This is a genomic window from Nocardia sp. NBC_01503, assembly GCF_036327755.1.
In the GTDB taxonomy this organism is placed as follows: Bacteria; Actinomycetota; Actinomycetes; order Mycobacteriales; family Mycobacteriaceae; genus Nocardia.
Map to the genome: position 1 here is coordinate 1,554,403 of NZ_CP109596.1, position 16,981 is coordinate 1,571,383.

Annotated in this window: 18 protein-coding genes and 1 pseudogene; 6 read left to right on the forward strand and 13 right to left on the reverse strand. The window is 63.5% G+C overall.

Annotation, left to right across the window (positions count from 1 at the left end):
- The first annotated feature begins 18 nt into the window (after positions 1 to 18).
- Positions 19 to 216 carry a hypothetical protein gene (locus OHB26_RS07100; RefSeq protein WP_330183422.1) on the forward strand — a complete coding sequence of 66 codons (198 nt, stop codon included), beginning with the start codon at positions 19 to 21 and terminating at the stop codon, positions 214 to 216.
- A 524-nt stretch (positions 217 to 740) separates the two neighbouring features.
- Here the strand turns inward: OHB26_RS07100 and OHB26_RS07105 are convergent.
- The 3 genes from OHB26_RS07105 to OHB26_RS07115 all read right to left on the reverse strand — a co-directional run bounded on the left by OHB26_RS07105 (position 741) and on the right by OHB26_RS07115 (position 2,712).
- Entirely contained in the window at positions 741 to 1,712 is a 972-nt protein-coding gene (locus OHB26_RS07105) for a hypothetical protein (RefSeq protein ID WP_330183423.1), read from the reverse strand.
- Positions 1,709 to 2,401, reverse strand: coding sequence for an LppU/SCO3897 family protein (locus tag OHB26_RS07110; protein WP_330183424.1), 693 nt, complete (start codon positions 2,399 to 2,401; stop codon positions 1,709 to 1,711). Before OHB26_RS07110 ends, OHB26_RS07105 begins: the two co-directional genes overlap by 4 nt.
- A 167-nt stretch (positions 2,402 to 2,568) precedes the next feature.
- Positions 2,569 to 2,712 (reverse strand): hypothetical protein, encoded by a 144-nt coding sequence (locus tag OHB26_RS07115; RefSeq protein ID WP_330183425.1) that lies wholly within the window; start codon positions 2,710 to 2,712, stop codon positions 2,569 to 2,571.
- Positions 2,713 to 2,772: 60 nt separating this feature from the next.
- Here OHB26_RS07115 and OHB26_RS07120 point away from each other — a divergent pair, with 60 nt between their 5' ends.
- Positions 2,773 to 3,384, forward strand: coding sequence for a Uma2 family endonuclease (locus tag OHB26_RS07120; RefSeq protein WP_330183426.1), 612 nt, complete (start codon positions 2,773 to 2,775; stop codon positions 3,382 to 3,384).
- A 74-nt stretch (positions 3,385 to 3,458) separates the two neighbouring features.
- Here the strand turns inward: OHB26_RS07120 and OHB26_RS07125 are convergent, their stop codons facing one another.
- The 7 genes and pseudogenes from OHB26_RS07125 to rplN form a co-directional block, all read right to left on the reverse strand.
- Positions 3,459 to 3,644 (reverse strand): type Z 30S ribosomal protein S14, encoded by a 186-nt coding sequence (locus OHB26_RS07125; protein WP_067519449.1) that lies wholly within the window; start codon positions 3,642 to 3,644, stop codon positions 3,459 to 3,461.
- A 2-nt stretch (positions 3,645 to 3,646) separates the two neighbouring features.
- Positions 3,647 to 3,973 (reverse strand): annotated as a pseudogene (rpl5, locus tag OHB26_RS07130) (large ribosomal subunit protein uL5); the annotation flags it as partial.
- Positions 3,957 to 5,711: an ATP-binding protein gene (locus tag OHB26_RS07135; RefSeq protein WP_330183427.1), complete on the reverse strand. Its 1,755-nt coding sequence runs from the start codon at positions 5,709 to 5,711 to the stop codon at positions 3,957 to 3,959. The pseudogene rpl5 and the gene OHB26_RS07135, both read right to left, overlap by 17 nt.
- 242 nt (positions 5,712 to 5,953) lie before the next feature.
- Positions 5,954 to 6,139: a type Z 30S ribosomal protein S14 gene (locus OHB26_RS07140; RefSeq protein WP_067519449.1), complete on the reverse strand. Its 186-nt coding sequence runs from the start codon at positions 6,137 to 6,139 to the stop codon at positions 5,954 to 5,956.
- Between the two features lie 2 nt (positions 6,140 to 6,141).
- Positions 6,142 to 6,708 (reverse strand): 50S ribosomal protein L5, encoded by a 567-nt coding sequence (gene rplE / locus OHB26_RS07145; RefSeq protein WP_067574587.1) that lies wholly within the window; start codon positions 6,706 to 6,708, stop codon positions 6,142 to 6,144.
- 1 nt (position 6,709) lies between these two features.
- Complete coding sequence (rplX, locus tag OHB26_RS07150; protein ID WP_067574588.1) at positions 6,710 to 7,024, reverse strand: 50S ribosomal protein L24; 315 nt, start codon at positions 7,022 to 7,024, stop codon at positions 6,710 to 6,712.
- A 2-nt stretch (positions 7,025 to 7,026) separates the two neighbouring features.
- Entirely contained in the window at positions 7,027 to 7,395 is a 369-nt protein-coding gene (rplN, locus tag OHB26_RS07155; protein WP_067574589.1) for a 50S ribosomal protein L14, read from the reverse strand.
- Positions 7,396 to 7,821: 426 nt separating this feature from the next.
- Between rplN and OHB26_RS07160 the strand changes: the two genes are divergently transcribed.
- Both OHB26_RS07160 and OHB26_RS07165 read left to right on the forward strand, forming a co-directional pair.
- Complete coding sequence (locus tag OHB26_RS07160; RefSeq protein ID WP_330183428.1) at positions 7,822 to 9,885, forward strand: M13 family metallopeptidase; 2,064 nt, start codon at positions 7,822 to 7,824, stop codon at positions 9,883 to 9,885.
- Between the two features lie 116 nt (positions 9,886 to 10,001).
- Entirely contained in the window at positions 10,002 to 12,038 is a 2,037-nt protein-coding gene (locus OHB26_RS07165; protein ID WP_330183429.1) for a M13 family metallopeptidase, read from the forward strand.
- A 33-nt stretch (positions 12,039 to 12,071) separates the two neighbouring features.
- Here OHB26_RS07165 and OHB26_RS07170 read toward each other — a convergent pair whose 3' ends face one another.
- The 3 genes from OHB26_RS07170 to OHB26_RS07180 form a co-directional block, all read right to left on the reverse strand.
- The gene (locus OHB26_RS07170; protein WP_330183430.1) at positions 12,072 to 12,386 is read right to left on the reverse strand and encodes an MmcQ/YjbR family DNA-binding protein; all 315 of its coding nucleotides are present in this window, start codon (positions 12,384 to 12,386) and stop codon (positions 12,072 to 12,074) included.
- A 72-nt stretch (positions 12,387 to 12,458) separates the two neighbouring features.
- Positions 12,459 to 13,061 carry a Uma2 family endonuclease gene (locus tag OHB26_RS07175; RefSeq protein WP_330183431.1) on the reverse strand — a complete coding sequence of 201 codons (603 nt, stop codon included), beginning with the start codon at positions 13,059 to 13,061 and terminating at the stop codon, positions 12,459 to 12,461.
- Positions 13,062 to 13,153: 92 nt separating this feature from the next.
- Positions 13,154 to 14,071, reverse strand: coding sequence for an ABC transporter substrate-binding protein (locus tag OHB26_RS07180; RefSeq protein ID WP_330183432.1), 918 nt, complete (start codon positions 14,069 to 14,071; stop codon positions 13,154 to 13,156).
- 193 nt (positions 14,072 to 14,264) lie between these two features.
- Between OHB26_RS07180 and OHB26_RS07185 the strand changes: the two genes are divergently transcribed.
- Both OHB26_RS07185 and OHB26_RS07190 read left to right on the forward strand, forming a co-directional pair.
- Positions 14,265 to 15,374 carry an AMP-binding protein gene (locus tag OHB26_RS07185; RefSeq protein WP_330183433.1) on the forward strand — a complete coding sequence of 370 codons (1,110 nt, stop codon included), beginning with the start codon at positions 14,265 to 14,267 and terminating at the stop codon, positions 15,372 to 15,374.
- A gap of 415 nt (positions 15,375 to 15,789) precedes the next feature.
- On the forward strand, positions 15,790 to 16,962 hold the full coding sequence (locus tag OHB26_RS07190; RefSeq protein WP_330183434.1) for a glycosyltransferase family 4 protein: 1,173 nt from the start codon (positions 15,790 to 15,792) through the stop codon (positions 16,960 to 16,962).
- Positions 16,963 to 16,981: the final 19 nt, after the last annotated feature.

The window sequence follows — 16,981 nt, forward strand, 5'->3', positions numbered from 1 at the left end:
ATCGCGCCAGGTGAAGCCATGTACTCAACCGTCTCCCACTACCGAATCCCCACCCCGCGCCCCCTCACCCCACTGGAGATCAGAGCCCTACTGCACCGCCACGCGACCTGCACACCAGGCAAAGGCCACACCCCCGACAACTGCAGCGCCCGCACCCAACTCCTACAGCTCAACCCCGAGCGCCCCAACCCACCGCCCAGCCCGGCAACCTACTGAGGGCTGCACCCATCAGCGACCAGATCGCCCGGTGCGGCGCGCATACCGATCGTCGCGATACCCGCCACGCAGTACCAAAAGCTCCCCCGATCCTGCTTCAACTGCACATAGAACTTGTCCACCGGCCCCTGCGACGGAAACCCCGGCGACGCGATACACCCGTACCCCTCCAACTGGCGCTCCCCCGTCGCCTCGACCCGATCACACGCGAACGTCCCGCCCTTCGGATACTCAGCACCCGCCACCGCGGGAAACCCAACACTCCCAGCGACCGCCGCCGCACCGACCACACCCACAACACCCGCCCGAATCCCCTTGCCCCACATATACATTCCCTTCAACGCAGTTCCCGAACCCCCCGGTCCGGCCCTGCGATCGTAACCAGACCCACCGACACAAACCCCAGAGCACATGCGGCACTGGACAATCGATCACCAGGACATGGGGGCGGCGATACGCCACACAAACCAACCCTCATCTCCTGGTGATCGCACGTCCAGGTTGTCAGGTGTTGCGCTGGGGCGTCATTGTGCGGGGAAGAGGAGCAGGATCTGGCGCATGACGTCGGTCAGGACTTCGTCGTTCTTGCCGGTGACGCTGACGGTGGGGACGAGCGCACCTAGGGCGGGATCCGGGGTCGAGGGGTTGATCGGCTGGCCGAGGACTGCGGTATAGAAGTGGAAGTCGTTGGCGCTGTCGGTATCTCGATAGACGATGTGGCCGTCGATAGGGTCGGCGGGCTGGTCGTCGGGGCGCGAACCGAGGATGGACTCTTGTTTCTCGTAACCGTAGGCGATCGAAATCTCGTCGCCGCGGTAAGTGAAGTCGCAGGTGCGCATGCGGCGATCGGCGGGATTCACGGTTACGCCCAGTTTGGGCAGAACGTCGCAGGGGTCGGCGGCGGTCAGGACCGTGCGTGCAGAATCGGGTGAGGTGCCGCGCGGGGGTTCTTTCACCCATTCGGCGATGGCGGTGTGCAGCAATTGCTCGCCGAGGTCGCAGGGTTCGGTACCCAATGGCGAGTCGATGAACATCATCAGCGCGGCGCCGGATGGGAATTGCGCTGTGGCCGTGCAACTTCGCTCGACGAGCTGTCCGAACTGCTCGGCCGAGAGATTCTCGCGATTGCCCGCGAGCGATACTCGCGTACCGTCGATCGTCTTGTCGATGCTCTTGGCACCCTTCTGCACGGTGGCCACGACCACCGCCCAACTCACATCGATGCCCTTGTACGACTCCGCCGGGCCGGTCTCCGCCTTACACGAATCGGGCTGATCGTTCATCACCGAACGCACCGCGCCGAGCTTGCCCAACTCGGCGCGCGATAGCAGTGCGCACGGATCGATACCGCGAGCCCTATGCAGCACCTCGAGCCGTTGCTCATCGTTCTGTGGTGCGGTGAACCAAAACCCGGTCGGCTGAGCCGATCCCCCGCCATCCCCGCACGCGGTGAGGACCAGCAGGGGCAGGGCCGCGATCGCCAGGCGGCGGATCAACGGACGGAGCCGAGGCAGAGGGCTTTGGGGAGATCGCCGGGGCGGCTGTAGGTGTAGGTGGCGTTGGAGCCGCGGACGTTCTCGCAGAAGGATTCGTTGATTTGGGAGCTCAGGATCTTGTAGTCGGCGTCCGGGCTGGAGCAGGGGGTGACGACCACTTCGTTCTGACCCGACTTCTTCAGACAGTCACCGACCTTGGCGTTGTCGACCGTGCGGGTGGGGTCGGAATCCTTTGCGATCAAACAGAATACGACGCCGCTACCGATGGATCCGATACCCTCCTTGGCCTTCAGCACATAGCTGTAGCTGGTTTGCGTACCAGCCACACTGCTGCACTTCGAGTCCGACATGAAGCTGGTCGTGTCGAGCCGGGCCAGGACGCGATAAACGGCAGTGGGGTCCCCACAGTCCGCCTTCTTCACATCATTGACGCTGGTATCGGTGACACACTCCCCCTTCTGGGCGGTGTTCACGGCGTGCGCGACGTCAGCACCCTTGATCCCCACACAAATCGCCCCATCCCCCTTGTCGTAGTACACGTACTCGGTCCCCGCGACATCCACACACTTGTCATGCGCCTTACCGCTCCCCGCGCGGTCGAGCACCACGAACCCAGCCTCCGACGCATCACACCCCACCTTGTCGAAGCTGTCATCCCCCGACTTCTTCAAACAATCCCCCTGCGACATCGACGAAGCACCCCCGCCGATCAACCCACACCCACTCGTGAACAACGCCAACAGCACAGCCGAAACCGCAACAGCCCAACGCATCCGGAATCCCCTCCACTTATCCGATGAACCGCCACGCTAGCGAACCAACCCGACCTAGACCAACTGGAGAGCTGATGGCCGGATCATGGCCGGTAACAACGCTTATCCAGCAAGAGATCGAAGTCGCCGCGCTGACCCATTTCGGCCAGTTCGTCCAGCGCCTTGGCTCGCGTGAGCCGGTTCGAGTCTTCTGCGGCGTCGTCGTTCTGCGTGGTATCGGACATCATGACTCCCGCAGTGATCGGACAGCGCACCGACCGATCGGTGCTGTGAGTAGGGTGAACGGCATGCCGAGACCGCAGGACGAGTCTCCTCGCCTCGTATCGCTGGAGGAGTTCTTGGCAGGGCCTCCCGGTGCGTTCGCGGAGATCAACGACAGTGTGTTGATCACCGCCAAACCGCAGTCGCCGGAACATGATCTGGTTATTCGGCGGTTGGCGACGGCGTTGGAATATGCCGTCGACCCTCGAGGGCCGTGCCGCGAGGTACACAGTGACACGCCGGTGCGGTTGGCGGATGCCGAATCCGGGGAGAAGAACCGGCGGCTGCGGGTTCGGTATCCGGATCTGATGATGCGCGACTGTAGTGACGGTCCGTATGACGTTCAGCGGGTCGCGCGGCAGATTCTGCTGGTGGTCGAGGCGACCTCGGAGGACACTGTCGACACCGATATCGGGGTGAAGCGGGAACTGTATGCGCGCGAAGGGATTCCGGTTTATCTGATCGTGCACTTCGACAAGGGCTGGCAGCAGATCACCGAGATCGAGGAGTGCCGGCTCGACTGGTCGGGGCGGCGCTACGTTACTCGGCACACGCATACCGACGCGCTGGTTCTCACCGATCCGGTGAATCTCGCGATCACCTTCGCGGACTTGCAGAGCCGACTTCCCCGACGCTGAGGGACACCCCGGGCACGCGAAAAGCCCCTCCCGATCGGAATCGGGAGGGGCTCAACGAGTTCGGTAGTGCTACGTCACCAGGACGACTTGTGCACGCCCGGGAGTTCGCCGCGGTGGGCCATCTCGCGCAGGCAGATACGGCAGAGGCCGAACTTGCGGTAGACGGCGTGCGGGCGGCCGCAGCGCTGGCAGCGGGTGTAGCCGCGCACCGCGAACTTCGGCTTGGCGTTGGCCTTGTTTACAAGGGCTTTCTTGGCCATTCTCAGTTCTCCTTGAACGGGAAGCCGAGGTGCTTGAGCAGAGCGCGACCCTCTTCGTTATTGGTCGCGGTGGTCACCACGGTGATGTCCATACCACGCGGACGGTCGATCCGGTCCACGTCGATCTCATGGAACATCGACTGCTCCGAGAGGCCGAAGGTGTAGTTGCCGTTGCCGTCGAACTGCTTCGGCGACAGGCCGCGGAAGTCGCGGATACGGGGCAGCGCGATGGAGATCAGGCGATCCAGGAACTCCCACATGCGGTCGCCACGAAGGGTGACCTTCGCGCCGATCGGCATGCCCTCACGCAGCTTATTCGCCCGGAGGGATCAGCCGGTATCGCTGACGCCGATCGTTGCGAGGATACAACCGTTCAATTGCGCCCCTATCAATCAGCTTATTCAGTCGCCGCAAAACTGCCTGATAGTTCATACCAAGAATTGCTTCTAGCGACTTCGTCGAATCATGACCGGCCGCAATCGCCTGAACTATCGCATCCAGATCTGCGTCAATTCCCGACCCTTCAGCCACACTTGCCAACTCAGATGCCGAATCAAGATAGAACGCCTCTTCGTCGAACGGAAATGTCAATTGATAGCTAGCATAACGCCTACCACCAGTCACTACCGCGAGCCCTCGATCTACGAGATCTTTGAGTGCGGCCCCCGCTGAAGTGCGATCGACACCCCAAGCTTGAAGCATTGCATTGGTGACCCGTCCGGTACTACGCATCATTGCCAACGCAAGATGCTGCGGGTTGGTCAGCCCCTGCTGACCAAGTGTTCCAATCCACTCCACAACCTCCATGCCAAGTAACGCCGATTGCGGAACAGTTACGTGCACGTGCCCGGGGGTAACATCAAACGCAGCAGGGCTCATACCAACTCGCCGAAGCGCGGTCATTACGCTCGGTAGGCCTGACCCACGGTTCTCACTAACGGCGTGATATCCAGTCGAATCGCCAGGAAGATCTGAGAGGAGTCGCGCCAAAGCCGCGTTCCGGGATGACGACACCTGCATGCTGGTTCCAAGCAGCGGAGCAACAACATTCCCGTAAAGTCCGCCGGGACTTTTGACGACCAGTCGATCTCTGTACAACTCTACCTGGACCTGGGTTCCTCGCACCCCAGGGCTGTAGTCGCGGTGCATGAGGGCGTTTACAAGAAGTTCGCGAATAACCTCTAGTGGATATTCGTATCGATCTTCTCGAAATAGGCCATCGATTACAGCAGCCCTCCGCATGTTGCGCTGCAACGCGGCTGATGCTTCAGCCAGCATCACCGATATAGGTCCGTCGGCGGTTACGTTGTCCAGAAAACGAACGCCGCTTACCGATTGATCACCCATCTCAGTACCAGGTAACACAACTACCGAGATAAACAATTGAGGAAAGAACTGCTGCGGATAGCTCCCCAGCGCGATGAGACCACCAAGAGTGGGACGCAGAGTGCCATCGTCTTCGGTCAACACGTTCAGCCTGACAAGCGCTTGATCGTCCGACAACTTAGCGAAGGCCCGAGGTTGCCGCTGCCTCGCCCTATTCACCAAACCACGTACGAGTTCATCATCCAAATCGATTCGCGTTGCGCCTCTGACTGGCTCAAGATCATATGCTGGCTGTGTGCGGTTCGAAAGTAGCTGACTAACCTCATAGTGAGTAAGCCGACGATCGCCATCTCCGCCGCGGACGAAGGATCCCTGATACTGCCCCCGAGCCTTCACGAAACAAGGCTTATCAATAGGATCCAACTCGGGAACTTCCGCAACGACAATCAACGCATCCTCGAATTCTTGGATGTCGATGTCAATCCGCAGCGGCGGATCCATTAGATCGGCACAAACAACTGCCAAGGCATCTCGCACAGCCTTGGCGTCAAACCCAGGAGCGGGAGCGAACCCGTCATGCTCTGATAGACCAAGTAGCAACACACCCCCGCTACCATTCGAGAAGGCGCTGAGTGTCTCCGCGACAGACTTCGGGAACCCTCCACCGGCAGCCTTCACTTCAACTTCCGCCAGGTCAGCACCTATCCTGCGCATCCTTGAGACGATCGCTGCAGTATCCACCGTTCCCCTGTGCTCACCTTCTCTATCGCTCTAGCACTTTCTCTATCACCTTCTCTATCACTCTATCGGCGCAACGGATAGCTGAGCGGGCGATCAACTGCCCCGGACGCCCGAGTTGACCTGAAGCACTCTTCGGCCAGCGCTTACGAGTGCTTTCGTAGCAGGGCTGAACCGGGGCTAAGCACAAAGGCCCCCACCGAGAGGGAATCTCGGTGGGGGCCTTCGAGTTCGGTAGTGCTACGTCACCAGGACGACTTGTGCACGCCCGGGAGTTCGCCGCGGTGGGCCATCTCGCGCAGGCAGATACGGCAGAGGCCGAACTTGCGGTAGACGGCGTGCGGGCGGCCGCAGCGCTGGCAGCGGGTGTAGCCGCGCACCGCGAACTTCGGCTTGGCGTTGGCCTTGTTTACAAGGGCTTTCTTGGCCATTCTCAGTTCTCCTTGAACGGGAAGCCGAGGTGCTTGAGCAGAGCGCGACCCTCTTCGTTATTGGTCGCGGTGGTCACCACGGTGATGTCCATACCACGCGGACGGTCGATCCGGTCCACGTCGATCTCATGGAACATCGACTGCTCCGAGAGGCCGAAGGTGTAGTTGCCGTTGCCGTCGAACTGCTTCGGCGACAGGCCGCGGAAGTCGCGGATACGGGGCAGCGCGATGGAGATCAGGCGATCCAGGAACTCCCACATGCGGTCGCCACGAAGGGTGACCTTCGCGCCGATCGGCATGCCCTCACGCAGCTTGAACTGCGCGATGGACTTGGTGGCCTTGCGGATCTCGGGCTTCTGGCCGGTGATCAGGGTGAGGTCGGCGACCGCACCGTTGATCAGCTTCGCGTCACGGGCGGCGTCGCCGACACCCATGTTCACGACGACCTTCACGACGCCCGGGATCTGCATCACGTTGTCGTAGTTGAACTCGCTCTGCAGCGCGTCCTTGATCTCGGCGCGGTAGCGCGCCTTGAGGCGCGGCTGCACCTTGTTCTCAGTCGAAGTCATCTCAGATGTCCTTCCCGTTGCGACGGGAGATGCGAACGCGCTTGCCGTTCTCATCCGTGCGGTAGCCCACGCGGGTCGGCTTGCCGTCGGAATCGACAACCATCACGTTGGAGGCCTGGATCGGCGCTTCCTGGGTGACGATGCCGCCCGAGCTGGCGCCACGCTGGTTCGCGGAGTTCGCGACGTGCTTCTTGATCCGGTTCACGCCTTCGACGAGGACCTTGCCGGTCGCCGGGTAGGCCTGAATGACCTTGCCCTTGGCGCCCTTGTCCTTACCGGAAACGACGATCACGGTATCGCCCTTGTGCACCTTCATGGTCAGAGCACCTCCGGGGCCAGCGAAACGATCTTCATGAAGCGCTTCTCGCGCAGCTCGCGGCCGACCGGGCCGAAGATGCGGGTGCCGCGCGGATCGTTGTCCGCCTTGATCAGCACAGCGGCGTTCTCGTCGAAACGGATGTACGAGCCATCCGCGCGACGGCGCTCCTTGGTGGTGCGAACGACGACGGCCTTGACGACCTCGCCCTTCTTGACGTTGCCACCGGGGATCGCATCCTTCACGGTGGCGACGATGATGTCGCCGATACCGGCATAGCGACGCGACGAACCACCGAGCACGCGGATGCAAAGGATTTCCTTGGCACCCGTGTTGTCGGCGACGCGCAGTCGCGACTCCTGCTGAATCACTTCAGCTCCTCCTAGACCTGGACGAAATGCGCGCCGGATTGCCGACCCGACGAGCATGGTCAGTCGCTCTTCAAACGCGCGCCTGCCAGCGGTGTTAACCGATCTTGGAAGACCAACCACTGTGGGTTCGCGGCCGAAGTGCGGGCATAGCTCCCGCAAGCAACCGGTCCAGTGTAGCCAAGCCCCAGGTGAGGCCCAAATCGGGGCTGTATTTTCTGCCCTCCGCTTCGCTCCGGGCGGGTTCGCGGCCCTGAAGTCCCGGTTCTTCCCTCCCTCCGCTCCTCCGCTGCGCTCCCCCGCTCCACTCAGTCCAGAACCGGGACGGCCGCGAACCTTGGAGGTTCGACTGTGGCGGCGCGGTTTCAGGGGTTCCTCAGGCCGGTCGGTTAGCGTCGGGCCGACCGAGCAATACCCGATTGTCCGAGTATGAGGAGATTCGCGTTGACCTCCGAGCGTCCCTTCGCTCTCGATCGCCGTAGGTTTCTGATCGCGCTGGGGGTGTTGCCCACCGCCGCGCTGCTGCCGAGTTGCTCCAAAACCGAGCCCGCGAATGCCGCGACACGGTTGATAGGGCCCGATATGTCCGGCTCGAATCCGGCGATCCGGCCGCAGGACGATCTGTACCGGTTCGTCAACGGCAAATGGCTGGACGAGTACCAGCTGCCGGCGGACAAGGTCTCGTTCGGCACCTTCGACGAGGTGCAGGATCGGGTCCGCGACCAACTGAAGGACATCATCACCGGAATTCACAATCCGAAATCCGGCACCGATGAGCAGAAGATCCGGGATCTGTACGACGCGCGCCTGGACACCGACGAGATCGAGAAGCTCGCCATGCAACCGCTGCAGGATCTGTTCGCGCAGATCGACGGTGCGCAGACCAAGGCCGATCTGGCGAAGGTGATGGGCGCGCTGCCCGGGGTCGGTTTGATCGGCCTCGGGGTCGGCGCGGACCCGAAGAACTCCAATGCCTATCTGCCCCATGTGGTTCAGAGCGGAACCGGATTGGAGCAGCAGTACTACACCAAGCCCGAGAATGCCGACAAGCTCACCGCCTACCGCACTTTCATGGCGCAGATCGCCGGTGGCGCGGGTTTCGCGGATCCGGTGGGGATGTCGGGGCGGGTGGTGGATCTGGAGGGGCGGATCGCGGCCGCGCAGTGGAACAATGTGAAGCTGCGCGATACCGATGCCTCCTACAATCCGCGCACCTGGGCCGAATTGGTCGCGCTCGCACCGGAATTCGACTGGGATCCGTGGTTGGCGGGCAATACCGACCGGCCCAAGAATCTTTTCGACAAGGTGAATGTCGGGCAGCCGTCGTTCATGACCGCGGCCGGACAACTGTGGCAGCAGGTCGATATCGCCGACTGGCGGGACTACTTGAAGCTCGGGCTGGTGCGCGGCTACGCGCCGTATCTGCCCAAGGCCATCAATGACGCCAACTTCGAATTCAACTTCACCGTCATGTCGGGAGTGAAGCAGCGGCCGGAGCGCTGGAAGTCGGCGGTCGCGACGGTCAGCGGGAATCTGGGCGATCCGCTCGGAAAACTCTATGTGGACAAGCACTTTCCGCCCGCGGCCAAGGAGCGGGCGCTGGCCATGGTGGACGATCTGCGCGCCGCGTACCGGGAGAACTTCCAGAACTCGGGCTGGATGTCACCGCCCACCCGGACCGCCGCCATCGCGAAGCTGGACAAGATCGACGCCAAGATCGGGTACCCGGACAAGTGGGAGGACTACTCCCGTGTCACCGTCACCCGCGGCAAATTGATCGAATCCCTGCGCGCGATCAGCGAATTCGAGGCGAAGCGGATGTTCGATCGACTCGGCACACCGGTCGACAAGACCGAATGGGGCATGTCGCCGCAGACGGTGAACGCCTACTACAACGCCAGCGCCAATGAGATCGTCTTCCCCGCGGCGTTCCTGCAACCGCCGTTCTTCGACAAGGACGCGCTGCCCGCGGTGAATTACGGTGCGGGCGGGGCGGTTATCGGACATGAGATCGGGCACGGCTTCGACGATCAGGGCGCCAAGTACGACGGTGACGGCAATCTGCACGACTGGTGGACGCCCGAGGACAAGGCCGCGTTCGAGGCCAAGACCAAACTGCTCATCGACCAGTACAACGCCCTGGTCCCGACCGGATTGCCCGCCGATCAGCATGTGAACGGTGAGCTGACGGTCGGTGAGAATCTCGCCGATCTGCGCGGGTTGGAGATCTCCATCGCCGCCTATCGCATGCTCGAAAAGCGCACCGGCACCGACAATCCGGATCTGAAGCCGATGTTCGAATCCTGGGGCCGCACCTGGCGCACCAAGATGACCGATGAGGCGCTGGAGCAACAGATCGCCGGGGATCCGCATTCACCCGCGGAGTTCCGCTGCAATCAGGTGGTGCGCAATCTCGCCGACTTCTACGCCACGTACGAGGTCAAGGAAGGCGATAAGGAGTTCCTGCCGCCGGATCAGCGCGTAAGTCTCTGAGCCGTCACCCGATCGCCCGTCCGCGACAGACCGACGCGGACGGGCGAACCCCGGTAGCCTCGGGCGCACCATTGGCTACGAGCAGGGGTGCGGCGCTCCGCACCGGAGGGTTTTTCATGACTTCGTCGGGTCCGGTGCGCCTTGATCGCCGCGCTTTTCTGATCGCACTCGGGCTGGTTCCCGCCGCTGCCGCGCTGGCGTCGTGCGCGAAGGATTCAGCGCCGAAGCAGCTGTCGGGTCCGGATCTGGCGGGGGTGGACGAGGCCGTCCGGCCGCAGGACGACCTGTACCGGTACGTCAATGGCAAGTGGCTGCGCGAATACCAGCTGCCGCCGGACAAGACCGCATACGGAGCCGGGAGTGAGGCCGCCGAGCGCACCCAGGACAGGCTGCGCGCGATCATCGACGGAATCAAGAATCCGGAGCCCGGGTCGGAGGCACAGCAGATTCGCGATCTGTACGACGCCCGGCTGGATTGGGACACCGTCGAGAAGCTGGGACTATCGCCGCTGACCGACGTGTTCGACAAGATCGACCGCGCCGCGAGCAAGGCCGATCTCGCCCGCGTCATGGCGGAATCGCCCGGTAGCGGGCTGATCGGGATTGGTGTCGCCGTCGACCGCAAGAAATCGGATAGCTACGTGCCGACCGTGGGACAAGCCGGGATCGGACTGGGCGAGGAGTACTACCGCAAGCCGCAGTACGCCGAGATCCGTGCGGGCTACCGCACCTACCTGGAGGAGACCGCCGAGGCGGCGAACTTCCCGGACCCTGCGGGAATGGCACAGCGAATCTTCGATCTGGAGACGCGGATCGCAGCCGCGCATTGGGATAACGTCCGCAAGCGGGACGCCAATGCCACCTACAACAGGATGACCTGGACCCAATTGACCGAGCTGGGTCGCGGATTCGATTGGGAGCCTTGGCTTGCAGGTCAAACCGATCGGCCCAAAGAGCTGTTCGCGGAGGTAGTGGTCGGGCAACCGTCGTTCGTGTCCACGGCCGGGCAGATCTGGGCCGAGACCGATATCGCGGTGTGGCGCGAGTACCTGAAGCTCGGTCTGGTGCGAGGATTCGCCAGGTATCTGCCGCTGGCCTTCAACGACGCCTACCTCCGTTTCTTCGGCACGATTCTGCGTGGGCAGAAGGAGCGTCCCGAACACTGGAAGTACGGCGTCCAGACCGTCGAGGACTATCTGTCCGAGCAGCTCGGCAAACTGTATGTGACGCAATACTTTCCGCCGGAGTCCAAGGATGAGGTCAAGCGGATGGTGGACGATCTCATCGCCGCGTACCGCGAGAACTTCCGCACCAATCGCTGGATGACCCAGCCCACCCGGGACGCGGCGCTGGCCAAGCTGGCGAAGATGCGGGTCAAGATCGGGTACCCGGACAACTGGGTTGACTACTCGCAGTTGAAGATCGTGCGCGGCAAACTCATCGAATCCCTGCGCAATATCGGGGTTTTCGAGTCCAAGCGGGATTGGGATCGCCTCGGCAAGCCGGTCGACAAGACCGAGTGGAGCATGAGCCCGCAGACGGTGAATGCCTACTATTCGCCGCCGCTGAACGAAATCGTTTTTCCCGCAGCGTATTTGCAGGCTCCGTACTTCGACAAGGATGCGCAGCTGGCGGTGAACTTCGGCGCGGTGGGCGCGACCATCGGCCATGAGATCGGCCACGGCTTCGACGATCAGGGCTCCAAATACGACGGTGACGGAAACCTGCACGATTGGTGGACCGCCGATGATCGCAAGGCGTTCGACGCCACCGCGGATAAGCTTGTGGCGCAATTCGATCCGCTGGTCCCCGAGGGCCTCAACCCCGACCAGCATGTCGACGGTCGCCTCACCCTGGGCGAGAACCTCGCCGATCTGCGCGGTCTGGAGATCGCCCTGGCCGCCTACCGCATCGCCGAAAAGCGCGCGGGCAACGACAATCCGGACTACCGGACCATGTTCCTGTCCTGGGCGCGCGGCTGGCGAGTGAAGATGACCAAGGAGCTGGCGGCGGAGCTGCTCACCGATACCCACTCCCCCGACGAATTCCGCTGCAACCAGGTGGTCCGCAACCTGCCGGAGTTCTACACCGCCTTCGATGTGAAGCCGGCGGATAAACTGTTCCTCCCCGAGGACCAGCGCATCACTTTCTGAGATCTCTTGCCCGGGTGGCTCTTTCACGCAGAGCTACCCCGGGAAGAACTCCTCCACCACCTTCGGCGGCGCGGCCTGCCGCCACGAATCCACCACGATCGCCTCCAACTCCTCGCGATCATCCAAGGCCGCCAATCGAACCCGCACCCACGCCCCGCCGGCCTCATGCGGCGCGACCCAGAACTTCTCCGGCTCCGCCAGCACCAGTTCATTGCGCTCGGCGATGGGACACCGCACCGCCATGGACGTCTCCCCCTCCGGCAGCGTCAGAAACAACTTCCCCGCCACCCGAAACGTAGGCATCTCCCACTCGAACTTCTCGCTGACCTCCCCCAGCGAAAGTGCCATCGCCCGAACCTCATCACCACTTACCCGCATACCCCGATCTTCTCAGCGGGGTACGACAGCCGAAGCCGGACTTCAGCGGCCGAGTTCGAGAAGCGAGTCGGGCTTGATCGAAATCTCGAACGGCCGCTCCACCACCAGCAACTCGCCGCCCGTCACCACGCGGCCTTTGCCGTAGCGACCTTGTTCGAGGTCCAGCGCTTCGATCCGGAGCACCGGGGAGAAGTCCACGATCCAGTAGTGCGGAATACCTGCTGCCGCATACTCGTCCCGTTTCGCTTTGCGATCATGCAACTCGCTGCCGCTGCGACGGGAAACGACCTCTGCGACCAGCAGCAGGTCAGCCGGGTCGATGAAGGTATCGCCCTCGGCCACACCCTCCCGTTCCGCCATGGCATCGAGGATGAATACATCCGGCTTGCGAATGCCCGACGGGAAGGTGAACTCGTACTCACCGCCGTCGATGAAGACATCGGCCTCAGCATTTCGAGCTGCTTCGATGAAGAGGTTCCGCAGACCCCGAGCGACCCGGTTATGACGCAGCGATGGTGACATCTTCTCGATCAACCACCCGTTCCACAGCTCGAAGCCCTTACCCTCATCCGGGCCTTTGTGCAGGTCGTCAGGAGTGTATGGGCCGTGGCCGAACGCCGCGCCGAAATCGAGTGCAGCGCTCACGGCTCCTCCTCGCATGTACCGGCTGTGTACGAAGCTGATGTGGCCAGCATAGACATCCAGAAGCTACAAGAAGATACAAAGTAGTTTCGGAACTACTTCGTGGCCTTCGCCAACGCTGGTTCGAGTTTGCCCAAGAGGTAGGGCAGGGAGAGCGCGGTGGGGTGGTTCAGGGCGCTCAACTCCTCGGCGGTGAGGAAGACGGTGGCGTTCTTCCGGACCGCGGGCAGGGTGGTGAAACCGGGTAGGGCGCGGAAGGTTTCGTCCAGACCGGGCGAGTAGGCGGCCAGCAGGAGGTCGGCGTCGAGTTCGGGGGTGCGGGCGGGTGGGAGTTCGAGGCGGCCGGTGGGGTCGGTCAGGTGGGCGGGGATGGTCAGGCCGAGGTTGGCGAGGAGGGTGTTGGCCGGATCGGCCGGATCGGTGAAGACCATGAGCTGGGTGGGGGCGGAGAGCCAGGTGGTGGTGAAGGTCGCGGACTTCAGGGTGGGGTGGGTTCGGGGGATGGCCGCGATGCGGGCGTCGAGGGTGGTGATGAGCCGTTCGGCGGTATCGCCGCGGTGCAGGACCTTGGCCAGGGCGCGGAGCAGGTCGGGCCAGGGAGTGACGGCCGCCGGGGTCAGGCGCGGGATGGTGGGCGCGATCCTGGTGAGGTCGGCGTAGGCGGCGGCGTCGGCGAGGATGGGGTCGGCCAGGATCAGATCGGGGTGCAGGGGCGCCAATTGGTCCGTCAGCGCGGCGGTGGTGTCGAGGGGCCTGGCGGATTTCAGGGTGGCGGGTTCCCAGGGCGGGGGCGCACTGCCCGGCGCGGTGAGGTCGTTGATGTAGGCGATCGGGGTGATGCCGAGCGACTGTGCGGTATCGAGCCATTGGTTGCCCAGGGCCACAATCCGTTCGGGGACGGTGGTGAGGGTGGTTTCACCGAAGGCGTGGGTGATGGTGACGGGGCCGGGCGGGGGCCCGGACTCGACGGAACCGGTTGGTTCGTTGCTTTTCTCACACGCCGTGGAAATCACGGCAAAAAGGACGGCGAATACGGCCAGGATTGCCCGCTTTCGGGGCGCTGAGCTGCGGACCGACCTCATTGCTGCCTCTCCGTCGAAAGCTGTTGCCGGTTCGATCCCCGATGGGACTGCCTATTGTGTCCTGCGTCGATTAGGTTAGGGTTGCATAAGTAATTGTTCGGGGGTGCTAGCGATGGAGCCTTGGGTGCCGGAGAGTCTGTCCGCGGTGCAGCGGCATCGACTCGTGGACGAATGGGCCAACGGAGTCGAACTGTACGACGTGCCCTCGGTGGAATCGCTGATCGAATGCGGGCGTCGCGTGCCCATTCTGCGCACCGCGGTGCGGCATGGCGGTCACATCCTCACCTATGCCGAGCTCTTCGGACGGCTCGACGGCGGCGCCATCGGTACCGCCGGACCCAGTCTGGACGGTCTGGCCACGCTGCTGTGCGATATCGCCGAAGCCGCGCAGACCGATTCGACCCTCGACTTCGGCGCGTCGGGCATCTCGCTGAGCCCGGACGCACTGGCCGCCGCCGCGGACGATCGCCGCGCGGTGGTCGCCGATCACCGTGAGACCCGGATCGATCGGGCCTTCGGCTCGGCCGATGTGCGGCTCTTCGCCACCCGCTGGGATTGTGCGGATGCCGCGGTCGAGCTGCTCGCCGCACTCGCCGACGGCGCGACCCTGGTGCTGGCCACCGCGGCGCAGCGCGATGATCCGGTGGCGCTGGCCGAACTCATCTCCACCTGCGCGGCCACCCATGTGGTGGCGCCGGTCGCGATCCTGTCCCGCCTGGCCGATCGGCCGGCTCCGGCGCTGCCCTCGGTGCGACGCTGGGATGTCACCGGAACCGCGTGCCCGGCAGTGCTTTCCGGGCTGCTGCGCGCCATCGCCCCCGGTTCGGTGGCCGGATTCGCCTACAGCGCAGCGGAGTACGCGGGCGTCGCCGCGCGCGGACCGCTCGATGGTTCGGGCCGGGTGCGGCCGATTCCGGGTGCGCGACTGCTGGTACTGGACGAGTCACTGAACGTGGTCACCCCCGGCGAGACCGGCGATGTGTACCTCGGCGGCGCGGCGCTCGCCGCGAACGCACCCGGGTTCGTCTCGGACCCGTTCGCCACCGGAAACCTCTGTGGCACAGGCGCGCGCGGACATTGGACCGCCGACGGCTGGCTGGTCTTCGACGCGGCCACTCCCGTCGAGGCGGCCACCGCCCTGGTCACGGCCGATTCCATGGACGCGGTCAGCGCGGCCACCGCCTCCGATCGGATCGCTTCCGGCGCGGATGGCGAAGTCGGTTACGCCGCCTGAACTTTCCACCAATAAACACCGGAACACCTTCGATCCGCACTGCGAATGTGATTCGCGGCGATATTGTGGAAATCACCCAATGGCCGCCGAGCGCGAGGACGCGCCCGGGGTGCCTGAAATCCGGTCGCACCGTGCAGAAACGACGGTGACACCTCTCGCAATGGTGCTGGAGTCGTCCACGCCGAATCTTTGTATGTTGTCGCCGAATCCACAGGCATCGGCCGGTGCGATGATCACCAGGCGTTCAAGAACTCGAGCGTGCTGTCGGACCTGACAAACCGGTTCACCACGCTACGACGCGAAGGTGAACCGGTCGTCCACTGCGGCACAGTCGCTTTCGATCTTCAACCGGAGTCGGCCGCCCATGTCGAAGCCCGAGAATCCGGGCCTCGATGGTGTTCCGGAAGGAGTGGCCATGAGTGCCAAGCTGCTGCACATCGCGATGGTTGTGCCCCCGTACTTCGATATTCCGCCCAAGGCATACGGCGGCGTCGAGGCTGTTGTCGCCGATCTGGTGGATGCCCTGGTCGATCGCGGGCATCAGGTGACACTGCTGGGCGCGGGTGTGAACGGCACGCGCGGGCAGCTGATTCCGCTGTGGGATCGGATTCAGGCCGATCGACTCGGCGACCCTTTTCCGGAGGTGGTGCACGCCCTGAAGGTTCGGCGAGCATTGGAGAAACTGGCGGCGACCGGCCTGGATGTGGTGCACGACCACACCTTCGCGGGCGCGTTGAATACACCGGTCTACCGCGATCTGGGCCTGCCGACGGTGGTGACGGTGCACGGTCCGGTGAACGGCGATCCGTACCTGTACTACAGCGAACTCGGCGAGGAGGCGCAGCTGGTGGCGATCAGTGACCGCCAGCGCGCGCTCGCACCGGATCTGAATTGGGTTGGCCGCGTACACAATGCACTCCGTGTCGACGATTGGCCCTACCGCGAGGAGAAGGACGACTACGCTCTCTTCCTGGGTCGGTTCACCGAGGACAAAGCGCCGCATCTGGCGCTGGAGGCCGCGCATGCCGCCGATATCCCGCTGATACTCGCCGGAAAATGCGCCGAACCGCCCGAACTGCACTATTTCGACACTGCGGTAAGGCCATTGCTCACCGAGCGCGATCACATGTTCGGTATGGCCGATGCAGTGGCCAAACGTGCATTGCTCGCCGGGGCGCGCTGCCTGCTGTTCCCGGTCCGCTGGGAGGAACCGTTCGGCATGGTGATGATCGAGGCGATGGTGTGCGGTACCCCCGTGGTGGCATTGCGCGGTGGTGCGGTCGCCGAGGTGATCGTCGACGGTGTCACCGGTCGCATCTGCGACGATCCGTCCGAATTGGCCACGGCCGTCAAGGAAGTGCAGACCTATGATCCGGCCGCCATGCGCGCGCATGTGGTCGAGCGTTTCGGCGCGGACACCCTCGGGCGCGGGTACGAGGAGATCTATCAGCGCGTGGTCCGCGGGTATCGACCGCGCCGCGTGGGTCTCGCCTCCACCATGCACGGCTGGTCCGCCAACCCCGCGCGCGAGTCCCTGCCCGCGCCGCAGCGTTCGGCGGGTGTCGGGCCGGGGCGGAGCTCCGGATAGACCACATCATCGAAGGGAA